Source organism: Flavobacterium panici (assembly GCF_903819335.1).
Lineage (GTDB): Bacteria > Bacteroidota > Bacteroidia > Flavobacteriales > Flavobacteriaceae > Flavobacterium > Flavobacterium panici.
Genome location: NZ_CAIJDE010000053.1, coordinates 1 through 18,840, shown reverse-complemented (window position 1 = coordinate 18,840; position 18,840 = coordinate 1). Strand labels below are relative to the sequence as shown.

The window sequence follows — 18,840 nt, the reverse complement described above, 5'->3', positions numbered from 1 at the left end:
GGAAATTACAAGAATATAGATAATAGGGTTAATGTGAATTACGTCGTTGAAGAAAATAGCAAATTTCAATTGCTTTGGACGAAATTCTCTCCAGTAGTTTTTCTAATATTCATTAATATATTTTTTCTTTTCTTTGGAAGAGGCCTTAGACGAGCCACTACAATTGTGAGTTTGTTTCTTCTTATTGTCATTTTCTATTCAAGATGGAAAGAAGAAAGAAAGAGGAAAAAACTAGAACAAAAATTTATCAGAATTTTTGAAATTAAATGAGATAAAAAATAGAATACAGATCTTTGTCAAAGTTCCAAACTTTGACAAAGATTAAGACTGTAAAAACTTGAAACCTGAAACAAAGAAAACCTGAAACAAAAAACTTAAATATTAATAGCTCCCTGTCCGGAAGCAATCATATAAGCTTCTTTTAAAGTTTCAGAATAAGTTGGGTGAGCGTATGAAATTCTGAACATATCTTCGTCTGTAACTTCATATTCCATTCCGATGACGCCTTGAGCAATCAAATCTGCGGCTCGCGGGCCAATGACATGCATTCCTAAAAGTTCTCCGTATTTTGGATCAGATAAGATTTTAGAAAAACCATCTTTTTCCATAGCGGCTCTAGCTCTGGCACTGGCTGAGAACGGAAATTTTCCAACACGATATTCAATACCCTTTTCTTTCAATTCTTCTTCGGTATAACCAACAGAAGCCACTTCTGGCCAAGTATAAACAACGCCCGGAATTAACTTGTAATTAATATGTGGTTTTTGACCGTTTATAGTTTCGGCAACAAAAATTCCCTCTTCTTCGGCTTTGTGTGCGAGCATTGCTCCGGCTACAACATCACCAATAGCGTAAATATTTTCGGCTTTTGTTTGCAGTTTTTCGTTTGTAACGATTCGGCCTTTTGTGTCGACTTCGATATTGGTATTCTCTAAACCTAAACCTTCTGTATATGGTTTTCTTCCAACGGCAACCAAACAATAATCGGCAGTAATTTCCTGTGGATTATTGGAAGCATCCAAAAAACTAACCGTTGCATTCTTGCCGTTATTTTTAGCCGATTGCACTTTATGACTCAATAAAATCTTGATATTCTGTTTGGTAAATATCTTTTTAAGTTCTTTTCCAAGATCTTTATCCATTGTTGGAATCAGGCTGTCAAAATATTCTATTATCGTAATCTCAACGCCAATTCTGGCATAAATAGAAGCCATTTCTACACCAATTACGCCTCCGCCAATAATGACAATGCTTTTCGGTTTTTCGGGCAGTGAAAGTGCTTCTGTCGAAGTTATGATTCGTTGTTTGTCAATTTCAACTCCGGGAATTGTAGCTGGTTTTGAACCTGTTGCAATAATAAAATAAGTTGAAGTAATTTTTGTTGAATTGCCATCGTTATGTTTTACATTCAATTCAGAATTATTTAAAAAAGAACCAATTCCTTCAAAAACCTCGATTTTGTTTTTCTTCATTAAAAAATTAAGTCCGGCAATATTCTGCTCTACAACTTCGCCTTTTCTTTTAATTAACTGCTTGAAATCTAAACTCAATTTTCCGGTTAGAATTCCGTGTGTTGCAAATTTAGTTTCGGCAGTATGATAATGTTCCGTACTGTCCAGTAATGCTTTTGTGGGAATGCAGCCAACATTTGTACAGGTTCCGCCAAGGGCTTTATATTTTTCTACAAGAGCAGTTTTGTAACCTAATTGCGAACAGCGAATTGCCGATGCATAACCGCCCGGACCTGAACCAATAACAACAATATCAAATTTTGTTTCCATAAATGAGTTTTTTAAATAATTAAAAGAACATTTTAGTTAAAGCAATCAATATGCCTTTATTTAAGTTGTTGAAATTTAATAATTAAAAATGTATTCTGGAAAAGAATTTACTGTATTTCGTTATTTAAAAAGTTGAATTCATGATATTTAAAAAGTAATCCCAAATTGAAAACCAGCCGTAAAAGAGGCAGGATGCATTGCAAAACGAACGGGTTATATAAGTTTAATAAATAAGCCAAATAAAGCGGCAATAATTATTATATAAGGTTCGGGTAAATTTTTGATGCGAAACAAAGTAACAATTGTTATAAGAGCGATAAAAGTTGTTGGGACATCAATTATAGTTTGGGAAGCAATTACAAGAACTGAGCCTGCCAAAGCACCAATAACTGCTGCTGTAATTCCATCAACAAATGATTTAACTGATTTATTTCCTGCAATTTTATGAAAATAAGGAGCCATAGCTACAGTAAATATATAACAAGGTAAAAATGTCGCTAAGGCCGCAACCAGAGCACCCAAAAAACCGTCGACTAAATAGCCAATGAATCCTACAGTAATTACCACCGGGCCGGGTGTTATCATTGCTACAGCAACAGAATCTAAAAATTGCTGTTCTGTTAACCAATGATTTTCAATTACAACGCCCGAATGTAAAAAAGGTACAATGGCTAACCCGCTTCCAAATACAAATGTTCCTGCCTCGGCAAAGAAAATAGCAATTTTTATTAACGTTCTGCTTTCATAATTCCACAAAGGAACTTGTAGAAATAATATTGAAGTTATAGATCTTGAGTTCCACCATTTAGGAGATGACTTAATGATCATATATAAAAATCCTGCGGCAATAAATAACAAAACCGGTTCTTGCCGCATTATAAATGTTATACTAAAAGTAATAATAAAAAACAGCCATAATAACCAGTTTGTCCTAAAAGACTCTATATTAAATTTACCAATAGATTTTACAGTAAGTTTATACGAACTGACGACTATAAGCCCGATAACGGCTGCGCCAACACCATAAAATACAGCTTGAATCCAAGGAAGCCCTCCATATAATTTATATATAATTCCTAAAAGGACAACCATAATAAAGGAAGGTAAAATAAATGCAAACCCAATTAAAGTGGCTCCTATTAGTCTATAATGCACAAAACCTAAATATATTCCTAATTGAGCTGCCAATGGGCCGGGGGCTAATTGGGCTAAAGCCAAACCCTGTTTGTATTCTTCTTCAGAAATCCATTTGCGATTTTCGACTAAATCTTTATGCATATATCCCACAAGCGCAACCGGCCCTCCAAAACCTATTGTTCCTAGTTTTAGAAAGTATAAAGTTAATTCTCTTAATGAATATTTTGAAGTTGTCATTGATACCGATATTTTTAAAAAGCAATTCCAAATTGAAAGCCAACCGTAAAAGAGGCAGGATGATCATTACCAAAACGAACGGGAAGCGGGAGAGCCACATAATAACTGCAATTATCACTTTTTATAACCGTTTTATTAAGTACGGGAGTTATACCGTATCTGCCGCTGCTTTCAAAAGCTGCTCTTCCGGCAAAAGTATAACCGTTACCAAGAGCCACTAAAACACCGGGATGAAATAATAAATTAGTCACTTTATCACTGTTTCCCTGAACTCTGATATTAGGAACAACTTCAAAAGAAAAACCTATTTTCTGGCTTTTCCAAATATTGATTCCGGTAGGAAAACCAACAGCATAATAATCTCTAAAATTTACACTCGTTTGTTCACTGCTAAAAGTGGCAATAGGATGCATAATCCCAAAATATCCTGTAATTTTTGGATAAACAGTTTGAGAAAATGCATTGAAACTGAAAGTAAATAAAGCGATTATGAAAATGTGTTTAAATGAAATCATGATTAGTTTTGTTAATTAAAAAACAAAACTATCGACAATGTAAATTTATAAATAGAATGCTATTTACCTTTTGTATCTGAATTACTTTTCAAGGCATTTTTTCTATAAGAAGAAGGATTTTTTCCTGTTTGAAGTTTAAAAATTCGGGTAAAATGACTTTGATCTGAAAATCCCGTCATATAAGCAATTTCGGTTAGAGTATAAGTCGAATTCTGAATCAAGTTGATAGCTTTTTCAATTCGCAGTTTTCGAACATATTCACCAAAATTTAAATCTTCAAAATATTTAGAAAATTCCCTTGATAAATAAGAAGGGTTTAATTCTAAATCATTAGAGATTTTTTTTAAATCAAAAGTAAACTGCGCATCAATTTGATCCTGAATGATGTTCTTTAATTCTTTAACCCATAAAGGCGTTTTTTGACTGCTTTTTTTCTCAATTAAAAACTTGTTATATACCTCGTGAAGTAAATTTTCGAACGGGCTGTTTTGCAAATGATTTTGTTTGTACAAATGTTTTGCCCAGCTGTACAATGCATCGTAGAGCTTTAATCCGGTTTCTAATAATTCGGTATCGTTTGTAATATTATGCGAAAGTCCGGCAGAAATTGCCCAGAGTCCGGCGGCTTCTTTAGCAAGATCGTGGCGGTCCGTATCGGCGCCGCGAACAATTTTTGCCATAATTAAAACCGCTGGATCAGCAATTTGATATTTTTTTATAATGTAATCAAACGTACATTCTTCATTATAATGCGTAAATTCTACATCTGGAATATCAAACGGAATCGCATCTAATTCTTTCGCTTTCGCTGCAACTTCACTAAACGGAACATAAATAAATTCGGCATCGGCATCAACAAAATTTTTGATCAGCCACGGACAGGCAATTCTATCAATTTTAGGCCTTTCACGGGTGATCCATTTCATTTGGCAAGCTTAAAATTAATCGTTTTCATTCGAAGTTTTCTTTACACCTCCAAAACTCGTTTTCATCAATTCTCTAATTTGAAATTGTGTTTTGTTTCGGGTTACACTTTTCCATTGGTCAAAATCATAAATATGAATTTGATCAGCATAAGGATTAGTTACAAAGAAAAGTCTTGATATGGAATATTTATAATATTTTAATTCATGCGAAATGTGGCGGTCGGGTACGACAATAAGAATCGTATCCCAATCCAGAAAATTTTGGGGAACATCATCTCTTTCAGTTAATCCAAGAGATTCAAAAAAGGCCAATATCTTTTGATCATTATTCTTATCGATCTTTTCATCGATACGTTTAATGGTGCTAAGAAGCTTTTTTTCATCTTTAATAACACTCATAATTATCTCTGTTTTTTTAAATTTTTATATAAAATTACATCAAATCAGAATCATTTAAAAAAGTATAGCCAATAGAATGATTCTAAATTTTTTAATCACCATTTTCAAACAGATTATTAGAACTTATTGTATATCTTTTGATAAAATACTATTAAGTAAAGTCCTTTTTATACCCTAATTTTATCGTTCTAACTTTACCAAACCACGTTTATGAAAATTGTTTCCGTTCAAAGAATTTTTCTGTCTGTCAGTTTTTTGCTTTCCTGTTTGGCTTTCGCCCAAAATAAATCAGAAAGAGAATTGATTTTAATGGATAAAGACTGGCGTTTTTCGTTTGGTCATTTATACGATACAGAAAAGGATTTTGGACACGCAACGGGATATTTTTCATACTTAACCAAAACCGGATTTGGCGATGGCCCGGCGGCAAAAGATTTTGATGACCGCGCCTGGAGAAAATTAGATTTACCTCACGATTGGGCTGTTGAACAAGAATTTAGTGAAAAAGGAAGTTTCAGCCACGGATTTAAAACCGCAGGAAAAGGTTTTCCGGAGAAAAGCATTGGCTGGTACCGAAAAAAAATCAATATTACGGAAACCGATAATGGCAAAATTATCAGTCTAAAATTTGACGGTGTTTTTAGAAATTCAAAAGTTTTTTTTAACGGATATTATCTCGGAACTGAACAAAGCGGTTATAACGGATTTGAATATGATGTAACGGCTTACGTCAATTATGGCGGAGAAAATACAATTGTTGTTCGTGCCGATGCATCAATGGAAGAAGGTTGGTTTTATGAAGGTGCGGGGATTTACAGACATGTTTATTTACAGAAAACAAATCCGGTTCATGTTGCAGCAAACGGAACTTATGTAACTTCTCAACTTAAAAATAACAGTACTAATGTTATTGCAGATGTTACGATTGAAAACAAAGGAAATTATAAAGGATCAATTGAAATTGTTCAGACTGTTTTGGATCCTCAAAATAAACAAGTCGCCAATTTTTCTGAAAATATAGTAGCTCCTGAATTTTATCAGACAATTAAGCATAGCTCCAAATTATATGTTGAAAATCCGCTTTTGTGGAGTATTGAATCGCCGAATTTATATCATTTAGTGACGCAGATTAAGCAAAATGGAAAAGTAATTGACGATTATGAAACCACTTTTGGAATTCGAACGATTGAGTTTGATCCGGAAAATGGTTTTTTTCTTAACGGAAAACCTTTAAAATTAAAAGGAACCAATAATCATCAGGATCATGCGGGAATTGGAACGGCGCTTTCAGATGAAATTCAGTATTATAGAATTAAAAAACTGAAAGAAATGGGTTCGAATGCGTATCGCTGTTCGCATCATCCGCCAACTCCTGAATTGCTGAAAGCTTGTGATGAACTGGGAATGCTTGTAATTGATGAAACGCGTTTAATGGGAATTAACGATTATCATTTGAATGATTTAAAGCGAATGATGGAACGTGACCGAAATCATCCGAGTATTTTTTGCTGGTCGGTAGGAAATGAAGAGTGGAATATTGAAGGCAATATTGTGGGCGAACGTATTACGAATGTGATGCAGAATTTTGCTAAAAGCATCGACCCAACAAGACCTGTAACAGTAGGAATTAGCAGTGGATTTAAAAGCGGAATTTCGTCTGTAGTGGAAATTATGGGTTATAATTATCTTGGAAACGGAGATATCGATACACACCGAAATCAGTTTAAAAGCCAACCCGGAATGGGAACGGAGGAAGGTTCGACTTTTGCAACGCGTGGAATTTATTTTACAGATGATGCCAAACATTATCAAAGCGCTTACGATAGAAAACCTCGCCCAAGTTTTTACAGCATTGAAGAAGGCTGGAAGTTTTATGCCGAAAGATCTTATCTAGCCGGAATGTTCATCTGGACAGGTTTTGATTATCGCGGCGAACCTACGCCATATGGATGGCCGTCGGTAACTTCGTATTTCGGAATGATGGATGTTTGCGGTTTCCCGAAAGACAATGTGTTTTATTTAAAATCGTGGTGGAGAACCGAGCCTATTCTGCACATTATGCCGCATTGGAACTGGAGTGGAATGGAAGGTAAAGAAATTGATGTCTGGGTAAATTCTAATTGTGATGAAGTAGAACTTTTATTAAACAAAAAAAGTCTCGGCAAAAAGAAAATGCAGCAAAACAGCCATTTAGAATGGAAAGTAAATTATGCGCCGGGAACTCTGGAAGCAATTGGATTTAAAAACGGAAAAAAAGTATTAAGCGAAATTCAAAAAACAACCGGAAAAGCTGAAAATATTAAACTTTCGGTTGATAAAGAAAATGTACCAAATTCAAAAAATACGGTTGTCACAGTTGAGGTTACAGACAAAAATGGTCTGCATGTTCCAACTTCAAATGATGAAATTACCTTTTCTATAAAAGGCGGAAAAATTTTGGGAGTAGGAAACGGGGATCCAACTTCTTTAGAAAAAGATCAGTTTCTTGATGCTATTTCGCTGGTTCAAATAACTAATTTTCAGGAACAAAAAGGGGTAACGGCTACTTTGCCTCAGGAATTACAAAATTATCCCGAAAGCGATTGGAAAACCGCTTTTAAAGATCGGGATTACAAAAATCAAGCGCCATCTTATATTTACAGAGGTGAATTTGAATTAAAAAACAATTTGGCATCAAGTATTGTGAGTTTCTTTTACAAGAAAATTGGATTAGAAACAGTGGTTTTTATCAACGGAAATAAAGTAAATGCAAGTGCTGAAGATTCTCAAAAGTATATTTTGGATTCGGCAATTTTGAAAGAAGGTAAAAACACAATTCATGTCGTAGCAACTCCGCTTCAAAAAATAAAAGACTGGGATGTAATGAATACAGATCCCGGAATTATTCAGGTAATAACGCCATCTGAGCCTTGGAAAAGAAAACTTTTTAATGGATACGCTCAAATAATTATCCAAAAAGAGGAAAGCGCTAAAGAAGTTATTTTATCCGCTTCCGCGAAAGGATTACGAGCTGCAAGTTTGAAGAATTAAGATTTAACCGCAAAGAGCGCAAAGATTTACGCAAAGTTCGCTAAGTTTTTTTTAGCTGGAGTGAAAGAATCTCGCAAAGCCGCAAGGACGCAAAGTTTTATTTTCTTTGCGTGCTTTGCGTAAATCTTTGCGCTCTTTGCGGTTATAAAAAACTATTTTATTCTCTGAATATCGTAAGAAGACTGCGTTTTATCTCCGCCCAATAATTTCCCCAATTTAGAACTTATTACATAAACATTTCCGTCAGAAGCCAAAGCTGCAGTTGTTGGAAAATCTTCTTTACCAATAGTAGTTTCACTAATTTTTGAAGCGCTTTTCCAGTTATTGCTACTTGAAAAAGTATAAGTTTTACCTAAAGCCAATCCGTTTTCAACAACAACTAAATTATTGTTTTTGTCTAATTCAATTCCGTCAGGCGCGCTGAAAGCTGCTCCTGTAACTTCAGTAATAATGGAAGGATTAGAAATTGAAATTTTAAACAATTTAAAATCATCTGTTTTTACAGCCAGTAAATAACCATCAGGATGAAAAACAATTCCGTTTAAACCAAATTGATTTGGCGCGGGTTTGAATAATTCATTCGTAACAAATAAAGATGCTGTAAAACTCGTATCAATTTTATAGATGTTCGGAGAAAAAGAATCGGTAATATAAATATTTCCCTCAGTATCTACCGCAATATCATTTAGACACGATCCGGCATTTGGAGTGAAATTTTTCAAATTGATTTCCTTAATCAATGCGCCCGAAGTAAGGTTAAAAATACTTACTGTAGCAATTGTTCCGGCGCTTGTGGCAGTACTTTTTTGTGAAATTCCCAAATCGGCATTAGCGACAATTAATCGGTTTCTGGTTTCATCCGTATAAATTCCTGTTGGCAGAACCAATTTACTGCTTGTAGCAAAAACTGTCGTTTCACCTTTTGGGTTCATTGCATAAACGGCACCTTTATACAAAGAGCTAAATAAGAATTTTTCGTTTTTAGAATCATAATCAATTCCTTCAGGATAAAGACCAATATCTGTTACGGTATATTTGCTTTGAAGAGAAACAGAAACTGAGGCAGGCTTTTTTTCACTGTCGCAAGCAGCAAAAAGAATAGAAAAAGCGGTAATTAAAATTGTATTTTTCATTTTTATTGAATTGAAATTATTTGTCCTTATTGACAATGCAAATCTGGGACAGAACAAGAAAAATAAAAATGAACTGGTTTAGGAAATTCGGTTAAACTAGTTTAACTTTTTGAGGTTTTTCGATTGCGTATTTTACTCAAATACTCGGTGCTAAAACCAAGATAAGAAGCCAAAGCATATTGCGGCACACGCTTAGCAATTTCGGCATATTTGCTTATGAATTCGTCATAACGTTCTTCGGCAGTTTTGGTAAAATTGGATAAAAGTCTTTTTTGCTGAAAAGCAAGCGAACGCTGGGTTATAATACGCTCGAATTTTTCAAGTTTCGGAATCTCACGTAGAAATTTCTGTTCGTCTTCATATTCAATCTGAATCAAAACGGAATCTTCCAATGCTTCCACAAACAAAGTAGCAGGTTCCTGATAAATTAAACTGCTGTAATCAGAAATCCACCAATCTTCAATGGCAAATGATAAGGTGTGTTCTTTTCCTTCGTTATCGACTAAATAACCTCTAAAAGCGCCTTTTACAACATAGCTTTTATGTTTGCATACAAATCCCGGCTGTACAATAAATTGCCTTTTCTTTACTTTGGTAATTTTCAAAAAAGTAGCCAGATGCTTTTTTTCATCATCTGTCAAATCAACATATCTTGAAACGTAGTCTATAACGGGCAGTAAATCCTTCATGCAAACAAAGATAAAAAGTTTTGTTTCAGGTTTGAAGTTTCATGTTTCAAGTTTTTTTGTTTCAAGTTTTTTTGTTTCAAGTTAATCTAACCGCAAAGAACGCAAAGGTCGCAAGGTTTTTTTTATTGGAATCAAAGAATCTCGCAAAGTCGCAAAGACGCAAAGTTTTATTTTCTTTGCGTGCTTTGCGTAAACCTTAGCGCTCTTTGCGGTAAAAAACCTGAAACCTGAAACCTGAAACAAAATAAACTAAAAATATATTTGATTTTCATAACTTTGCAAAATGAATAATCAATCAGAAACTCAGAATTGCGATTTTACTTCAGATTTAAAGCTGAAGGGCTTTAAGGTATATCAGATCAACGGAGATTTAAGTAAAATTCCTGTTTACAGCCGCAGGGATTTTTACAAAATCTGCATCAATACGAGTAAAAGTATCATACAATATGCCGACCGCGGAATAGAAACCGACGGAACTATTTTGTTTTTCGGTAATCCAATTATTCCATATTCATGGGAAACCGTTTCTGAAGGTTATGAAGGTTATGCCTGCGTTTTTACAGAAGAATTTTTGAGAGCAAAAGATCGTTCAGAAACACTTCACGAATCACCTTTATTTAAAATAGGAGGAACACCAATTTTTTCTTTAAATGCTGAACAAAAGGTGTTTATAGATTCATTGTTTCAAAAAATGATCGAAGAATATGAAACTGATTATGTTTTTAAAGATGACTTAATGCGCAGTTATGTCAACTTGATTATTCATGAATCGATGAAAATGCAGCCGTCAGATAATTTCTTTAAACATAGAAATGCATCTGCGAGAATTACCTCTTTATTTTTAGAATTATTAGAAAGACAGTTTCCAATCGAAACTAAAAACGAACCGCTGGCTTTAAAAACGCCGCAGGATTATGCACAAAGTCTTGCTGTACATGTAAACCATTTAAACCGTTCTGTAAAAGAAGTTACGGGAAAACCAACAACGGCGCATATTACAGAAAGAGTTATCAATGAAGCAAAAGCTTTGTTACAGCATACTGACTGGAGTATTTCGGATATTGGTTATTCGCTTGGATTTGAATATCCGAGTTATTTTAATAATTATTTTAAAAGACTTACAGGAACGGTTCCAAAATCGTTAAGAATGTAAATTGTTTCAATTTCATAATTTTTTGTTTGAATATTGTTATTTCCGGAAAGTATTCCTTTCCTAATTTTGCCTTTGAAATTACGATACTAAATAAGTTATCAGTTTTCAGCAAACTAAATAAATACTTCATAAAGCGGATCCTAGCTTTCTAAATTTAGTTTATAATTCTGATAATGAATAATATAAGTAGTTTTAAATAAAGTCAATCTCAAAAAAATAACTAAATTTATGTCAACAAATTATTCAGCCGTTATCGAAGAAGGAAAAGTCCCTAGTGCATATATGACGGGCGACGTTTCGTACAAGAAGCAAAGCAGTGATATTCATCCTGAAAATACTGTTATTAAGGAAGTTACTTTTGAACCTTGCGCAAGAAGCAACTGGCACAGTAATGCGAGTCTGCACATGCTTATTGCAAAGAATGGAGTAGGTTATTACCAGGAAAGAGGAAGCGCAGTTCGTATACTTCTTAAAGATGAAGTAGTTACGATTCTGCCGGGTGTAGAACACTGGTATGGAGCAACTCCGTTTGACAAGTTCTCTTATGTTGCCATTATCACAGAAATTGATAAAGGCCACGGAACATGGTTAGAAAAAGTAACCGATGGAGAGTATTTCGTTTTGAGTCACTAAGTTTCTAAGATGCTAAGGGACTAAGTTTTCTAAAACTTGAAACTTGAAACCTGAAACAAAAAAAACTTGAAACAAACCAAAACCTGAAACAAAAAAACAAACTATATGGAAACAAAAAACATAAAAGCCTTTGGTACTGAAGCTGCGGAAGCGCCATTAAAAACCTTAGACATTCAGCGCCGTGCGGTACAGGCACACGATGTTGAAATTGAAATTTTGTATTGCGGAATCTGCCACTCTGATTTACACTCAGCCAGAAACGAATGGCACGGAACTATTTATCCAATTGTTCCCGGACATGAAATCGTAGGCCGAATTGTAAAAGTAGGTGATCACGTTAAAAATTTCAAAGTTGGAGAACTTGCCGGAGTAGGTTGTATGGTTGATTCGTGCAGAGAATGTGACAATTGTAAAAACGATTTAGAACAATATTGTGATGAGGGAAGTATTTTAACGTTCAATTCTCCGGACAAACATTTAGGCGGAATCCAGACTTTTGGAGGTTATTCTCAAAGTATTGTAGTTGATGAAAGTTTTGTACTGCACATTTCAGATAAATTAGATCTTGCCGGAGTTGCACCTTTATTATGTGCCGGAATCACAACTTATTCTCCTTTAAAACACTGGAATGTTGGTCCTGGTCAAAAAGTTGGAATTGTTGGTATTGGTGGTTTAGGCCACATGGGAATCAAATTAGCAAAAGCTATGGGCGCTCATGTTGTTGTATTTACAACTAATTTATCTAAAACAGAAGATGCAAAACGTTTAGGTGCAGATGAAGTAGTTTTATCTACAGATCCTGAACAAATGGCTAAACATGCAAAAAGCCTGAATTTTATATTAGACTGCGTTTCTGCTGAACATAGCATCGATTCCTATCTAAATTTATTAAAAGTAGACGGAACGTTGACTTTAGTGGGCGCTCCAATGGATCCACTTCCTGTAACATCATTCAGTCTTATATTAGGAAGAAGAAGTTTTGCAGGTTCTGCTATTGGCGGAATTGCCGAAACTCAGGAAATGTTAGACTTTTGCGCAGAACACAATATTACTGCTGATATTGAAGTAATTGGTGTAAACGACGTCAACAATGCCTATGAAAGATTATTAAAAGGAGATATCAAATATCGTTTTGTAATTGATATGGCTTCTTTAAAATAAGTTGCTAAGGTTCTAAGATGCTAAGACTCTAAGTTTTTTTCTTAGCATCTTAGAACCTTAGTATCTTAGCACTTTAAAAAAAACAAAACCCCTCAAGCAATTCAACTCTTGAGGGGTTTCTTAAAAATAAATAATAACCAATTAAATTTATTTTACTTTTTGTCCAGATTTTGTTTCAGCAATTTGGCATGTTCTAAATGTGCTGTTAATCCTGCGATATTATTTGAGGCCCAAAGTTTAACATCTTCGTCGTGTGCATCTTTTGCTGCTTTTTGAAGTTTGTCAATTGCTTTTTCGTGACCGTCGATCATCATATCGGCGAATTTTTTATCAAAATCAAGACCTGATTTTTCGTTTAGTTTGTTGTATTCTTCTTGTCCTTCTTCAGTAAGTGAACTTGGCAGTGTAAAGTTTTTAGCTTTTGCTAAAGCACTTACTTCAGATGCTGATTTAGTATGCTCATCAACAAGCATTTTACCAAATTTTTTCACTTCGGCATTGGTACTTTTTTGCTGTGCCAATTTTCCTATTTCGATTTCAGCCAGGTTAATTTCAGCCTGATCTACTAAAAATTCAGAATCATCTTCTTTACTGTCAATAGAGTCAAATTTGGCTTCATTAGCATCTTCTGCAACTTCTTTTGGATCTTCTTGTTTTACTTCATTTTTACAAGAGTTAAGGAATAAAATAATAATTCCCGCTCCTAAAATTGCTTTACTGGCTAATAATATCTTTTTCATGATTTTATAGTTTAAATGTTATGATGTAAAATTATTGAGAAGTTACAGGAATGTCTTACAGGATTTTTAGAGATTGTTATATGATTTGGATGCTGAGTAATAAACCCGTATAAATACTTATTCTCTAATTTTAATTTATTAGTATACTTGTTAAAATAATTTTGGTTCATTTCCTATATAATATATAAAGGTGAAAAAGCGAATTTTTAAATTAAATTAAGTTTGAACTATTGTATTTTCGCCCAATAAAACATAGAAAATTATATTTATGAAAGCTGTAAAAAAGATTCTCGGTATTCTTTTAATTATAATAGGAGCACTACTTTCACTTTCCTTGATTGTGGGTATATTAAAAGCATTAATGCAAAGTATCGGAGTATTGGGGAAATCTACTTATGAAGGAATAGGATTTCTTTTCGGAACTTTCATTATGATGGTAATATTTGGTATTATAATTTACTTTATTTTCAAGTACGGTTTTAAGTTGTTAAAAACAAAAGCTTTACCGCAAGATACTATTGATGACATTGGTTTAACCAAATAATATAAGCCTTTACTAATATGAGAATAATCAAAATATTTTTGATCTTACTATTTTTAGGATTTTCTTTTATTTACCTAAATTATTTTTCATCGTTTGTTATGCCTTGGGATAGAGACGAAGCCATTGAGGCTGCTTTAAGCTGGGGAAAATTAGATAAACTTCCTAAAGATGCAGATATCACTCATATGGAAAAACGGGGAAGTATTTTTACCAGACAATTCATTATTGAATTTACAAGTTCAGAATCTGAAATAAAAAACTGGATTTTAAAAAGTAAAGGATTTAAAGGTGTTGAGCCAGAAATAAAAGATGGAACTAAGATATATGAAATTCATCCAAAGAATCTGGAATCATACGGAGGCCGAGTAAAAATAAAAGGAAATACAGTATATATTAATATGAGCTGGAGTTAATTTTATATTTTCACACCATCAAAAACAAACATTTTAAATTATACATAAATGAAAACTAAATCTATTACATCTTTAGCTCGTATTTTATTCTTATCCACTTTTATTTTTTGTTGTGCCGTATCAACATCAACAGCACAAAATTTGACTTATAATCCAAGGAAAACAGACAATGGCTTAATTTTCGGTTCCCTTACTTTTCCTGCTGAAAAAGCTAAATTTCATGGATATTTTATGTTAATAAGTTACAAGTCTACTGATCCTAAGTTATCCAGAAAATATTCAAAAGAAGTGCATTTTATTCCTGCACAGATTACAAGAATGAGACATAAAGGTGATTTAGATGGCGGATTGACATATCTTTTTGCAGTTGAAAAACCTGAAGGGGAGTATGTAATTACAAATATTCGACTCTTTACAAATAGTGGTTTTGCAGTTCTTCAGAGAAACGGTAACATCAATGGTTTTTCAATTCCTTTTAAAGTAACCAAAGGAGAGATTTTGTATGTTGGGAATATTCAATTTGATGAAGTTGCTTTGAAAAATGATGTTAAAGACATTAAAGAAATTATTAAGTATCAAAATAATTTTGAAAAAGATCTTGCCGGAATTAAAAAAGCAGAACCATTCGTTTATTGGGATGCAGCAAAAAAGGATGATTCAATTCAAATTTCTTATGAAGAAGTGGTACAATAATGAATCAACGTTATTATAATCTTAGCTAAAAATCACCTTAGAACAAAATGAAAAAATTCATCGTTTCCTTATTATTTCTTGTAAATCTTACAGTTTCTGCGCAAGCGTATTTTCCGGGTTTTGATGATTTGTTTTTGGGTAATAATACAGATGAATCACTTTTTAGTCCAGAACTCAATTATTTTAGAGACGGATTAAAAGTAACAAGTAAATTGTTGTTTATTAAAGATTTGCAAACATCTTCCTCGAGATCTGCCGCATTTTATAGTTTTCAAGTTATCCCCAGATCTGATTTGGAATATGATTTTTTAAATAGCGGAGTATTTTTAAAATTCAATGTAAATACTAAAGAAAAATACCCATCATTTAATGTTATTTTCAATGAATTTGTAAATGAAGATAAAGAAAGCGGAAACGGAAGAATCGATTTATACAATAAAGGACTTTCTATATTATTTAGTGAAACGGATGTAAAAGTATTTGATTTTCAAAAAAAGACCTCTCTAAAAGATCTCAAAGCAGAGTTTTTAATCTCAGATATTGAATATAAAATTGATAAGACAAACTTAGAAATTGTATTTAAAGGAAGTTTTACAACCGATATTAATATTAAAGGAAAGAAGATTAAAAAAGAAATACTCTCACAATTAACTTTAAACGCAGACAAAGAAGGTTTTGGTATTTCTTACATGGATCCAAAAAGCAATAAGAAAAAATATATAGTTGAGAAAGATATATAGTCAACAAGAATATTAAATAACAAAATCCCATTCGAAAGAATGGGATTTTTTGTTTTTAGCGCAACACTATTTGTCATTTCGACGGAGGAGAAATCGCACTCGCATATCGACAAAGATTGGCGCTTTTCTTTGCGTCCCAAGACTTCGGGATAATATGAATTCTCCTCCGTCTAAACCACAAGATTGCGAATAATCTAAAATCTGCAATCTAAAATCTAAAATCATCTAAAGTCTACAATCTTAATTATGAAAGTTATAACGATAATTGTATAACAGAAAAATCTTTCTTTTTGGGAACTTTGATATAACCATACAACAATTACTAACCTAATTTTTAAGTTATGCCAGATCCAAGAATTAAAAACGAAGCACAATACGAAGCTCTTTTAAATAAGGGATACAGTAAAGAGAAATCGGCGCGTATAGCAAATACGCCAGATGCAGGAGAAAAAGGCGGAAAAGCAAAGCCTTATGAAGAATGGACAAAAGATGAACTTTATCAACAAGCCAGAAAAGTAGGCGTTTCCGGACGTTCTTACATGAATAAAAAAAGTTTGATTAAATCACTCAGAACTAATTAAAATAAATACCGCAGATTTCGCAGATTCTCTAAGATTATGGAGATGAAAAAGAATGTAAAAGGAAAAATCTTTGAATCTGTGAAATCTGCGGCAAAAAAAAGAAAAACGACCATGAATACCGCCAGAACTCAAAAACTAATGACACAACTAATTAAAACACCGCATTTGGTGTTAGAAAAATTAGAATTAGTTTATGTAAACAATCAAAATTTACCAATTGAAAGATGCCAGGGAGATGATGGTTTTATTTATAAAAAAAACGGACGCTGTATTAAGCAAAAAAGCGAAATAAAGCGTTTTAACAGCCTGGTTTTACCGCCGGCGTGGGTAAATGTAAAAATATCCGACTTATCAAACGGACATTTACAAGCGGTAGGTTTAGATGTTAAAAACAGAAAACAATATCGGTATCATCCAAAATGGAATTTAATTCGCAATCAAACCAAGTTTTACAAAATTGCAGAATTCGGACAAAAGCTTCCTTCTATACGAAAACAAGTAGATATCGATTTAGAACAAAAAGAATGGTCGAAAGAAAAAGTAATTGCACTTGTGATTCGGTTAATGGAAGAAACGCATATCCGAATTGGAAATGAAAAATACGCGAAAGACAACAAATCGTACGGACTTTCGACTTTGCGAAAAAGACATATTAACATCAATAAAAATTCCCTCCGATTTGAATTCATCGGAAAAAAAGGAAAACAGCACACCATTACCACAAGAAACAAACAATTGATCAAACTGGTAAGCCGCTGCGAGGAAATTCCGGGTTGGGAAGTTTTTAAATATTATGATAAAAACGGCGAAAGAAAGGTTTTAGACAGTCATATGGTCAATGAATATCTGCACAATATTTCGGGCGAATATTTCAGTGCCAAAGACTTTAGAACCTGGGCCGCCTCAATTATATTCTTTGAAAGTTTAATGGAACTAGGCGTTACATCAGACGAAAAAGAAATCAAAAGAAACATTGTTCAGGCTTATGATGCCACAGCAGAAGCGCTGGGAAACACAAGAAATGTGTGCAAGAATTATTACGTTCATCCCTTGTTGGTTACAACTTATGAAGACGGATCGATTCAGCCCTATTTTGATAAAGTAAAAAAGAGCCGAAGTACAAAAAAATACTTTTCAAGAAGCGAAAGTGCCTTTGCAGAACTGATTGAAAATTATCAGGTCAGTTTGCTGTAATTAAAATCTAAGAGTTAATGCACCTCTTTCAAAAGCATAAAGTTTAAAAACAAACAAAAATCAGTATTAACTAAAAATCAATTATTATGTTACGATGGACAGTCATATTTATTATTCTGGCAATTATTGCGGGAATATTTGGTTTTGGCGGAATTGCCGCTGGAGCCGCTAGTATAGCAAAAATTTTATTTTTCATATTCTTAGTGTTGTTTATTATTTCGCTGATAAGCGGAAGAAGAAGTGTTTAACACTAGGATTCAGTAAAATAAGAACGAAATTAAAACGGCACATATATCTCGGTAAATGTGTCGTTTATCTTTTAAAAATATCAAATTATGGGAACTAAAAGCGGAGCTTACCAGGACGTTTACATTAAACGACAAGACGAAATGGTAAGTTTGAAAAACGATGTAACAGATTTTTGTGAAAAATACATCAAGCCTGTACATCCGGAAAAATGGGATTGGACAACACGTGATTTCGAAAATCCCGAAAACGATCCAACAATTGCCGAAGCAAGAGCCGTAGCAAATGTAGTTTACAAAGATTTACTAGACGGAAAACAAACCGATGTTGATCTTTCGACAATGGATAATGTCGAAGCAATTAAGGCTTATTTGAACCCAGAAAGCAAACATGCTGATTTTAATATGGAAGAATTTGCATTTGCTTTAAAAGTCGAACTCGAACACGGAAAAATCAGAGATGTAAACGTAACCAACAATCATCCTTTTTTAACGGCAATGATTGCACTTGCACACATGACCGAAAGCCTGACGTACTATAAACGCCTTAAGGTGATGGAAGCTGAAGGTGAAATTTATGAGATTATGCGTAAAATAGAAAGCTCAGAATCTGGAAAAGAAGAGTGGTATAAAGAATTAGGCAAAGCCGAACAGGAATTAGCAGAGGCAAAGGAAGGACTTGTAGAACGTTTACAAAAAATGGATGATATTCCGGTCTTAGAAAAAATAGGCGATTAGCATTTTAAAGACATAAAAAAAGCCGTTAAGTTTATTCTTAACGGTTTTTTATTTTAAAATTGTCTTGTCCTGAAATAGCGATACAAAAAAAAGATCGTTATGGAAAAACAAACAAGTTATGTTAAGCGAAGCCAGCGAGACTATAGTATGTCGCTGAA

20 protein-coding genes are annotated in these 18,840 nt (G+C 33.6%); 12 read left to right on the top strand and 8 right to left on the bottom strand.

The features are described from left to right. Positions 1 to 374: 374 nt before the first annotated feature. The 5 genes from lpdA to FLAPXU55_RS17440 form a co-directional block, all read right to left on the bottom strand. Positions 375 to 1,781: a dihydrolipoyl dehydrogenase gene (lpdA, locus tag FLAPXU55_RS17460; RefSeq protein ID WP_180859790.1), complete on the bottom strand. Its 1,407-nt coding sequence runs from the start codon at positions 1,779 to 1,781 to the stop codon at positions 375 to 377. 213 nt (positions 1,782 to 1,994) lie between these two features. Beyond that, positions 1,995 to 3,155 carry a chromate transporter gene (locus tag FLAPXU55_RS17455; RefSeq protein WP_180859788.1) on the bottom strand — a complete coding sequence of 387 codons (1,161 nt, stop codon included), beginning with the start codon at positions 3,153 to 3,155 and terminating at the stop codon, positions 1,995 to 1,997. A 14-nt stretch (positions 3,156 to 3,169) separates the two neighbouring features. Then, complete coding sequence (locus FLAPXU55_RS17450; RefSeq protein ID WP_180859786.1) at positions 3,170 to 3,670, bottom strand: hypothetical protein; 501 nt, start codon at positions 3,668 to 3,670, stop codon at positions 3,170 to 3,172. A gap of 59 nt (positions 3,671 to 3,729) precedes the next feature. Then, positions 3,730 to 4,596, bottom strand: coding sequence for a chromate resistance protein ChrB domain-containing protein (locus FLAPXU55_RS17445; RefSeq protein ID WP_180859784.1), 867 nt, complete (start codon positions 4,594 to 4,596; stop codon positions 3,730 to 3,732). Positions 4,597 to 4,611: 15 nt separating this feature from the next. Then, positions 4,612 to 4,995: a hypothetical protein gene (locus FLAPXU55_RS17440; RefSeq protein ID WP_053472222.1), complete on the bottom strand. Its 384-nt coding sequence runs from the start codon at positions 4,993 to 4,995 to the stop codon at positions 4,612 to 4,614. 210 nt (positions 4,996 to 5,205) lie between these two features. Between FLAPXU55_RS17440 and galA the strand changes: the two genes are divergently transcribed. Further along, positions 5,206 to 8,025: a beta-galactosidase GalA gene (gene galA / locus FLAPXU55_RS17435; protein ID WP_180859782.1), complete on the top strand. Its 2,820-nt coding sequence runs from the start codon at positions 5,206 to 5,208 to the stop codon at positions 8,023 to 8,025. Positions 8,026 to 8,177: 152 nt separating this feature from the next. Here galA and FLAPXU55_RS17430 read toward each other — a convergent pair whose 3' ends face one another. Together FLAPXU55_RS17430 and FLAPXU55_RS17425 are read right to left on the bottom strand one after the other, a co-directional pair. Then, complete coding sequence (locus FLAPXU55_RS17430) at positions 8,178 to 9,158, bottom strand: SMP-30/gluconolactonase/LRE family protein (protein ID WP_180859780.1); 981 nt, start codon at positions 9,156 to 9,158, stop codon at positions 8,178 to 8,180. A 101-nt stretch (positions 9,159 to 9,259) separates the two neighbouring features. Beyond that, complete coding sequence (locus FLAPXU55_RS17425) at positions 9,260 to 9,847, bottom strand: Crp/Fnr family transcriptional regulator (RefSeq protein WP_180859778.1); 588 nt, start codon at positions 9,845 to 9,847, stop codon at positions 9,260 to 9,262. Positions 9,848 to 10,130: 283 nt separating this feature from the next. Here FLAPXU55_RS17425 and FLAPXU55_RS17420 point away from each other — a divergent pair, with 283 nt between their 5' ends. From FLAPXU55_RS17420 to FLAPXU55_RS17410, 3 genes are all read left to right on the top strand, one after another. Then, the gene (locus tag FLAPXU55_RS17420) at positions 10,131 to 11,000 is read left to right on the top strand and encodes a helix-turn-helix domain-containing protein (RefSeq protein ID WP_180859776.1); all 870 of its coding nucleotides are present in this window, start codon (positions 10,131 to 10,133) and stop codon (positions 10,998 to 11,000) included. A gap of 228 nt (positions 11,001 to 11,228) precedes the next feature. After that, complete coding sequence (locus tag FLAPXU55_RS17415) at positions 11,229 to 11,633, top strand: cupin domain-containing protein (protein WP_053472227.1); 405 nt, start codon at positions 11,229 to 11,231, stop codon at positions 11,631 to 11,633. Between the two features lie 105 nt (positions 11,634 to 11,738). Continuing rightward, positions 11,739 to 12,794, top strand: coding sequence for an NAD(P)-dependent alcohol dehydrogenase (locus FLAPXU55_RS17410; RefSeq protein WP_180859774.1), 1,056 nt, complete (start codon positions 11,739 to 11,741; stop codon positions 12,792 to 12,794). A gap of 152 nt (positions 12,795 to 12,946) precedes the next feature. On the opposite strand, the gene FLAPXU55_RS17405 is transcribed toward FLAPXU55_RS17410, so the two are convergent. Continuing rightward, positions 12,947 to 13,534, bottom strand: a complete 588-nt coding sequence (locus tag FLAPXU55_RS17405) for a DUF4142 domain-containing protein (protein WP_180859772.1) — start codon at positions 13,532 to 13,534, stop codon at positions 12,947 to 12,949. A 268-nt stretch (positions 13,535 to 13,802) separates the two neighbouring features. Between FLAPXU55_RS17405 and FLAPXU55_RS17400 the strand changes: the two genes are divergently transcribed. The 8 genes from FLAPXU55_RS17400 (at position 13,803) to FLAPXU55_RS17365 (ending at position 18,682) form a co-directional block, all read left to right on the top strand. Then, positions 13,803 to 14,078, top strand: coding sequence for a hypothetical protein (locus FLAPXU55_RS17400; RefSeq protein ID WP_180859770.1), 276 nt, complete (start codon positions 13,803 to 13,805; stop codon positions 14,076 to 14,078). 38 nt (positions 14,079 to 14,116) lie between these two features. Continuing rightward, on the top strand, positions 14,117 to 14,491 hold the full coding sequence (locus tag FLAPXU55_RS17395; protein WP_180859768.1) for a hypothetical protein: 375 nt from the start codon (positions 14,117 to 14,119) through the stop codon (positions 14,489 to 14,491). A gap of 48 nt (positions 14,492 to 14,539) precedes the next feature. Further along, the gene (locus FLAPXU55_RS17390; protein ID WP_180859766.1) at positions 14,540 to 15,184 is read left to right on the top strand and encodes a hypothetical protein; all 645 of its coding nucleotides are present in this window, start codon (positions 14,540 to 14,542) and stop codon (positions 15,182 to 15,184) included. A gap of 47 nt (positions 15,185 to 15,231) precedes the next feature. Next, complete coding sequence (locus FLAPXU55_RS17385) at positions 15,232 to 15,924, top strand: hypothetical protein (RefSeq protein WP_180859764.1); 693 nt, start codon at positions 15,232 to 15,234, stop codon at positions 15,922 to 15,924. Positions 15,925 to 16,265: 341 nt separating this feature from the next. Continuing rightward, positions 16,266 to 16,505: a DUF7218 family protein gene (locus tag FLAPXU55_RS17380; RefSeq protein WP_053472232.1), complete on the top strand. Its 240-nt coding sequence runs from the start codon at positions 16,266 to 16,268 to the stop codon at positions 16,503 to 16,505. Between the two features lie 111 nt (positions 16,506 to 16,616). After that, entirely contained in the window at positions 16,617 to 17,699 is a 1,083-nt protein-coding gene (locus tag FLAPXU55_RS17375; protein WP_180859811.1) for a DNA topoisomerase IB, read from the top strand. 86 nt (positions 17,700 to 17,785) lie between these two features. Next, the gene (locus FLAPXU55_RS17370; RefSeq protein ID WP_035644678.1) at positions 17,786 to 17,947 is read left to right on the top strand and encodes a DUF1328 family protein; all 162 of its coding nucleotides are present in this window, start codon (positions 17,786 to 17,788) and stop codon (positions 17,945 to 17,947) included. An 87-nt stretch (positions 17,948 to 18,034) separates the two neighbouring features. Next, positions 18,035 to 18,682, top strand: a complete 648-nt coding sequence (locus FLAPXU55_RS17365; RefSeq protein ID WP_180859762.1) for a DUF5661 family protein — start codon at positions 18,035 to 18,037, stop codon at positions 18,680 to 18,682. Positions 18,683 to 18,840: the final 158 nt, after the last annotated feature.